The 7,642-nt window shown below is 51.4% G+C and carries 3 protein-coding genes; all 3 read right to left on the bottom strand.

All coding sequences use genetic code 11. The annotated features are described in order from the left end of the window. Positions 1–360: 360 nt before the first annotated feature. The 3 genes from FFS21_RS31290 to FFS21_RS31280 all read right to left on the bottom strand — a co-directional run bounded on the left by FFS21_RS31290 (position 361) and on the right by FFS21_RS31280 (position 7,285). The gene (locus FFS21_RS31290) at positions 361–4,302 is read right to left on the bottom strand and encodes an NACHT domain-containing protein (RefSeq protein ID WP_137928556.1); all 3,942 of its coding nucleotides are present in this window, start codon (positions 4,300–4,302) and stop codon (positions 361–363) included. A 196-nt stretch (positions 4,303–4,498) separates the two neighbouring features. Continuing rightward, positions 4,499–6,253: an ATP-binding protein gene (locus tag FFS21_RS31285; protein ID WP_137928555.1), complete on the bottom strand. Its 1,755-nt coding sequence runs from the start codon at positions 6,251–6,253 to the stop codon at positions 4,499–4,501. Positions 6,254–6,259: 6 nt separating this feature from the next. Next, a complete protein-coding gene (locus FFS21_RS31280) occupies positions 6,260–7,285 on the bottom strand; it encodes an SIR2 family protein (RefSeq protein WP_137928554.1) in 1,026 nt (341 codons plus the stop codon). Positions 7,286–7,642 lie beyond the last annotated feature (357 nt).

The raw sequence follows: 7,642 nt of genomic DNA, 5'->3' as shown, positions 1-7,642 counted from the left end.
ACACCCCTCGAAGGAGGAGGGGTTCCTTGATCCATCTTCAGCGCGACGGGGTGGATACGGTTGGGTTGAACGCAATTTATGTTTATTGTGGTACGTAGGTTGGAACCTCGTTTCGAACGGCAACTTCCGTGACCTACTTGGCTATCAAAGGTCGTGATGAAAGGAGTAGTCACGGGAATTGCCAAACTGGCGCTGTATGACCGCTGGCATCAAACGCTCCAACGCTATGCTTGGACTCAGGCGGTGATCGTCCACCGCAGTGTGACAGGGTCTCGCCAAGAGCAATCAGCGACATACTGGATCGCGATGCCGACAGCGGCCGTCGCGATCCCTAATCCGTTTGCCACGTCCTCATGTCGCTTACGCTGCTAACGATGACTCCTTCATTAGGTTGCATAGTTTCGCGTCAAACTCAAGATCACGCCAACGCTTGGTGTCAGCCAATTCCGCGCGTCGACCATCGGCAATGGATTGCAACCGACTCGTATATCGAGAGACCGGCAACATACGATCGATATTCGCAACAAGAGCTATGCTATTTGCGATTCTTAAATTCGGAACGGGGTCGAGCAATTCATTGTCCAAAATTGCATCAACAATTCTCACCTGCACCGATCTACCCATATCACTACCATCCACCAAGAGATTCTTATAGTCGTTTTCCGGCAATACCCCAATAATGGCAGAGACGAGCTTTGCGTAAACACCAATTCTCTCCGAATCTGATTTTGAAAGCCGATTCAAATCCACGCCGCAAAAAACCCTCTCAAAATCCTCAAGAGACGCCTCACTCATAAAATTCACGATCACGACCAACAACCCCGGATGCGACGGCAATCTATCGCGCAACCTAAAAAGCCAATCGACATTTTCAGGCGACTTGCTTGAAAGCATAACTCGGCCATCCTTTCCGATTGAGTCAAGCATCAAAATGAGCTCTGTATTATCAAAAAAATCAGCCGGAAGATTAATCAAAAAATCAATATCCACCCAATTATTCGATCCAACTGCAGAGGCCAAAATTTTTGCAGCCTCCTCAACCGTCAACCGTCGCGGCATTCTATAAACAGAAAGAACAAATCTTAATAAAGCACCTAAAATTTCGCTTGCAAAACCTGTAGACAAAAAATATTTTTCCGCGAGGTTATTTATCCATTGATTATCCTTCTCGCCGTGAGATAACGAAAATCCGCCAGACGGAAAACCAACACGTGCAACCTCAGCATCGAAGGATTCCCCCGACGATGCAAATACGAGATCTGCGTCAACGAGACCGGCGTTTCTCCAGCGATCTTCGGCTGCGAGCCAATCGGCGATATCTCCAAATTTTCCGGCACGAACTTCAGCGGCCAAAGTTCCAAGGGTGCCTGCTGATCTTCCATTAAGAAGACTGCCTAACGGCCAAGGCATGAGCGGGAGCACTTCCACAAATAGCTCACGCCAATTCTTCATCTCGATTTGCTCCAACAAATCTGCGAGGGAATTTGCCGTAGGTTGTTCGTGGAATACTCTCAAGGCGAAAAGTGGTTCCCACAACGGAGTTGCAGGCATGGCTTCATAGGCCGCTCTTACTTCTTCCCTCAATACTATCGAAATTGCGAACCAATCAACGGGGGTCTTGACTGATTCCAATCGAAGACTTATAGAGATTCTATCTCCATGCATACCCGTAAAGAGCTCAAGGCAAGGATGCATAACCGAAAATGGTCGATATTTATTTCTTAACCTGCTCCAACGGCCCCGTACAAGTGCCTTCCTAAGCAATAAGGGGGATGTGTATGGGAGTGAGTTGCAAATTAGATCGTTTAGTCTAGACTCCTGCACCGGTACAATTTCGTATTCTAGAATCTCTTCCACTCCCCGAGAATGATTTGGCCACCATTCTTGAACTAGATCCTCCGCCCATTTGAATCCACGTGCCGCACAGCGCAGTAGAAGCTTCCATGCTGCCTTCGAAGTATCCTCGAACGGTGACTTTATATAAATACGGATATATTCAGATGCTCGAGCTTGATCCTGGTTACAGAGTTCGCAAAATTCGTCGGGCAATTCGTTCGGACCGACATGTAGTACGCCAAATGCTTCCGAAAACAGGATCCGTCGATACTTCGGCTGGTCGTATGCTACTCCATCCTGCAACAAAGCAAACGCAATTCTAGATCCAGTCCGAAGTAGTCGATCCAACTCCTCACCACTTTCGTTAATCTCTCTGCATATCGTAATTATGGAATCTCTATATTGCTCAGAATCATTTACTGAAAAACATTTACTCGCAGCGATCTGAAACACATGAAGCCAGTGCGTTTTAGTAACTATGGCGCGTAGACGGCGCTGCACGACGCTTTCCTTTCCCGCCATCAAATACGCCGCCGCCATGAACTCTTGGAGTGAACGTACTTCGAAGCTAAAACAGTTTTCGACACGCTGGACCAGAAGAACAAGGCGCTCGGTAGAAGCGCCCATGAGCTCCTCGGTAAACCGATCGAGCTCCGCTCCATCATATCCCTCCGATTCTAGTTGCCCGCGGATCAAAGCTTCAAGCGAATGTTTATCAAGGTGTGAATCGGAGCCGCCTTGGGCCTCCGCTTCCGAGTGGAGAATAAAACCAGCCTTAAAATGAATTGCAGCAATTTGACGCGCCCAGTGCCGCATGGTCTCCCCAACTGCCCCGGATTTAGATTGCTCCCGCTGCAATATAACTCCAAAATATTTATCGAAAAGACTCCATCGATCAGTGGGTGCATCGCCTCTCTGATCGATTAGAGCTAAAAGAATAGCGACTTGCAGTGGGCTGATCATTAGCCGTGAAGTCATGGGGCTTTTTGCTGCCTCCCTAAGCCGACTGATTACCCTCTCTCTCTGGAAGACGTCTGATAATCGTGCGCCTGCAAGCTTCTCTGAATATGCTATGGCATGCTCCACTGTCAACGGAGTCATTTCAAGCTTTGAGTAAAAATCCGGATCCAGATCATCGTTGTATCCTTGAGGTCTGGTCGTAACGACCATCAAGACGTCGGCGCCGCTAGCCTCGTCCCAAAACTCGTTAATAGCACGGATAACAGAACTCCTATTTGCACTGGGAGGGACTTCATCGAGTCCGTCTAATAGGACGATGCTTGGATAGCGATTAATCCAGTGTCGCAAATCGCTGATTTCTACTTTTGTATTGGAAATCGATGTGATGTGATGACATAGATAGTGAAGTAAAGATTTCTCTAATCTATTTTCTTCACGAGCTATCCAGTCGGCAAAATTGGGCAGATCAACACGCATCGGATAACGACGCGGCACGTTGATGGCTAATCCTGCGGATTTTGCCTTATCGATCGTCTTTCTAACGATGCTGCCAATTTCCGCCGGATATCCCCCGACGCGCTCGGCATTTAGAATATTTGCACGAAATATCTGCGCTAGAAACTGGGACAGAGTGGACTTACCTTGACCCGGTCCGCCGAGTAAAAGTACTCGCTCGCGACGATCTTCATTGCGCGAGAGTCGTGAATGGACGCTGGCGCCGTCCAGACAATCCCTTGAGCGATCAAGAAGATGTGCAAGCAAGAGCGTATCCTTCTCTTTTGCGGATACGTGGCCAGATTCTCTATAAGGAAGATCTACGAAAACGTCCTCGATCATTGTCTGTGCGTCGCCGGCATGGCCAGCTTGCTGCAATCGAAGTTGCTGGTGAGATCGGATTTCTCGTGTCAAGTATCTGTACATTGCGTCACTTACTGCTCTTGCCTTCGCCTCGCCCTCCTTGAGAAGGTCTGCTATCACATCGCTGGTACATAGCCATGCGGCATAGGAGCGACGAAGTTCATTGGCGCCCGCAAGCATTGTCGTGATCTGATCCAAATGCCAAACGCGGTAGTCTTTGATCCCGATCTTCTTTTTATATTCTGCGAAGACACTGTCAACCTTCTCTATTCCACCCTTCCCTCGTTTTCCTTCCGGCATCGGCGACAAACGCGCATTCGAAATAAGTATGTAATAGTCTGGCTTTTTTAGCGTTGAACTCGGCGATGCAAATTTTTGCAACTCTTCTTGTAGTTGAGTACAAAGCCAATCGGCATCATCTTTGGGGGACCTGGGAACCTGAAGAAACTTTGCCTGCATCACCGTGTAGCCCGTCCACCGGTCAGCGACCGTTGGATAATTTAGTGTGCCTTCGAATGAAGCTTCTCTGGCTCCGTCTGGCCCATCACCAAAGACCAAGATCCCAGCGCCCAAAATATGTTGGGCCAGAGATTGCGAAAAACGCTCGAATGAGCGCGTGGAAAATTGGTCGAAAGAAATATTCATCATAGTTAGATATTCTTATGTATTCAGGTGTTTTGCCGACACAATCGACCACGCTCCATTTACCGACATCCCGGTCCGGCCACAATTATTTAATCGGTAACAACAACATACAGGAATCGAGCTCTCATTTTCGTCGATTGCAAATTTTCCGTTTCGAGTGAATCGCTTCCCGATGCGAACGCATCCCGCCAACACGTGGTCAGTTCTTTTGCAAACTTTGCTTCCGCCACCCCTCTACCGCGTCAGGAAGTCCCCCAATCGCTACGTCGGTCGCCCAACGCTCCCAGAATTCAACGGTTCCGCTGTTGGGGCATTGCTTAGGTTCTGCAATACGGATACGGCTCGGAAGCAAGCTGGCGTCACCCACTACCAACGCTTCGCCTGTATCCAGCACTGGCAACAAATCGCCGAACCCTCCAAGCGAGTCTGGCAGAAGCCTACGTACAACAGCTTGATCGTCGCCGTTGGTTAGTCGCATGGCAACGAGATTGTTGCATTGACTGAGTACTGTCCGGTTGACCTCCGAAGGCCGCTGACTGATAACAACGAGGCCAACGCCGTACTTTCGCCCTTCCTTGGCAATCCGCTCGAAGATTTCCACCGATATGTCGGCGGCACCGCCGGCCTGATGCCTTTCCGGAATATAAAGATGCGCCTCGTCGCAGAATATCGCGATAGGATGTCTTGTCTCGGGCTGCGACCATTGCTGAACCGAGAACGCGAGCTTTGCGACGAGACTGACGATCAGGGGCAGGATATCGGACGGCACCTCGGAGAAATCAATAATCTTCACCCCACCCTTCTGGTCCACCTGATCCTGGCTTCCTGCCAGAAGCGCCACCACGAGGGCCTCAAGCCATCCGAAGTCCATCGTCTCTGTTGCACCTTGGAAAAGAAATCCGAGACGACGGTCGGTTCGCTTGTTCTCCAGCCGCTGAATCAATCGGCTGAGTTTTCCATTGAAGTCCCCTGCCTTGTCAACGCCGGCTCGCGCTCCAGGCACCATCTCGGAGTTCAAACGACTAAGCTCCCCGACCACATCGTCCAAGCTGAAGGGTATCGGGCTGTCGATGGTAAAGTTTGCGAGCATATCTTCATGCTGGCCCGCTGTCAGATAGGCACGCTTCGCCTCGACCACAGCACGGGACATGACCATGGTCTGGTTGGGGGCATTGCTGTCCGAACGGTCCACAAACATTGAGGTCATCGCCTCGTAGCCAAGCAGCCAGTATGGCAGGAAGATGACTCCATCCTGGAGGGTTGAGCCCACATCGAGATCAGCCGGTCCGGCGATCCGAAAATGCCGCACGCCGTCTCCCTGGAGCGGAGAATATTCGCCATGCACGTCAAACACGATCGCATTCGCATTCCCAAGGGAAGCCAGTTGCTCCAGCACTCGCGCAGTCGCCCACGACTTTCCGGATCCCGTACTGCCAACGATGACAGCGTGGCGTTGAAAGAATTTATTTCCGTTGAGATACGCCTCGGCTTTCTCGTCAAGCGTATAGCAACCTAGGGAAAGCCTCTGCGCATCGGAGCCAATATTGGCCACCACCCGCATGAAACTCGTTAGTTGCTCGCCTTCTAGGGCAAAACAGTTGGCGTCGATCTCCGGAACGGTCTCTAGCGTGCGAAGGAATACGTTCTCTTTGGTAGCGAGCTTGTCAGCCAACGTACCAATGAGCACCACCCTCACGACATTGACTTCCGTGGCCGGTTCGTCGCCATCACCATCATCTTCGGCGGCGGCGTTGCCCTCGATTGCGGTCCGGGTAATCTTCTGGATGATGCCAACGAGGTGCTGACCAGGCCGGCTGCTTTGGAGTACGACGAGCCGGTTCACCTGCAGCTTCCTCAGTCGCCCGACGTCATCGACTGCGATCAGCACGGTCGCCGTGTCGACTGAGCGAACACGGCCAAATGCGTCTTCATCCTTATAGTGGAGAATGGCCATTTGGACTCACATTACGAGATTGAGAAATTGGGAGAGCTGCCAGAGCTTGACACCCTCGAGGACTACCCCGTCTGGCGCCTCGTTACAATACAGACGGGTGCCTTCTGCGCAGTTCTCCAAGGCCATGAATCGCGCGAACTTACCACCTGCGAATAGTGACTTTGCCTTCGTGCTGATCTCCATCGTGATCAGAACGAGCGGCACGCCCTGTACATGACAACGCTCGAGCAGCAACGACTGGAGATGCGTATCGTTGAACCCAAAGCCGACACATAAGAAGGCGTCGGCAGTACGAAGTGCGCTGTCTGAGCTGGCCATGATTGAGCGAAAGGGCTCGTCATGGGTCAACCTGAACTTCTCGATGCCGGGCGTAATAATGACCGGCTGCATCTCGGCCGGAAGCGACAGGCGCGGTGGCAAAGCGGTGACAAGCCCATCCTTGTCTACGAACCAGCCGAACGATCCATGCACCTTCCAGACCGAAACCGTGCGGATTTCTGCCTTACCCTGCATCATGCGCGGCGCCTTGTCGGCACGCTGGCCAATTGACCCGTACGTGAAACCGGTATAAGCCGCGAAGCCGGCCGCTTCAGCAGCATATTCCGCGATGCGGTCGTAGTTCGGTGTCACGACGTGAATGGTTGAATGCGTACTGTCAAACAGATGCGAAAAAAGACGCGAAAGCGGCAGCATCCGCCGGTTGGCGATCACTTGGTCAAACACCTTTACATCGAACGGATTGAGATACTTCCATGTCGTTGTGACGACATGCGTAGTCATCGCTTCTGTAAGATGAACTTCCGTGAGTGCGGACTCCAGATCCGTTTCCTTCAACTTTTCGCAGAAGGCGCCCCAACTGGTGAAGTCCCGATCATGCCCAGTCCCTGGAGGAGAAGACGCGACAAGCGTATCGCCTAGCGGCTTCATGCCCGGAATACCGTGCGCGGCCGATGCCCCGCTCCCAAGCACAATAACAGGTGCGTTCCGGACGCACTCCTGCGCCAGCGACAACACAAGCTTCAGATAGTCCATGCAGAGCCCCCGATCCCATCCCAACCATTCTTCCTCGTTACCCGACGCTTTTTAGCAAAATGTACGATGAGGACGAATATCACCAAAGAATGCCAGAGAGACAAATGATATTTTTTACTTATGACAGTGTCTTATTCTGTAGCGGTCAGGAGCAATCCCTCGGAAGGGTGATCTCAGTGGCCGCCCGGACCATAGTCGACGCTATGGCGTTGCCGCCAGCCCGACCCCAACATTCGATGTTTCTACGGGCGGAATTTCGCCACACAACCGGCATCAGTATCGATAACAATCACTATCGATACTGATTTGTGCTGCACCGTTAAAGCATGCACCCCCCTCATACCCCCAATGAAATCC

This window comes from Cupriavidus sp. 2SB (assembly GCF_005503625.1).
Lineage (GTDB): Bacteria > Pseudomonadota > Gammaproteobacteria > Burkholderiales > Burkholderiaceae > Cupriavidus.
This window is presented reverse-complemented; position numbering and strand designations above follow the sequence as displayed.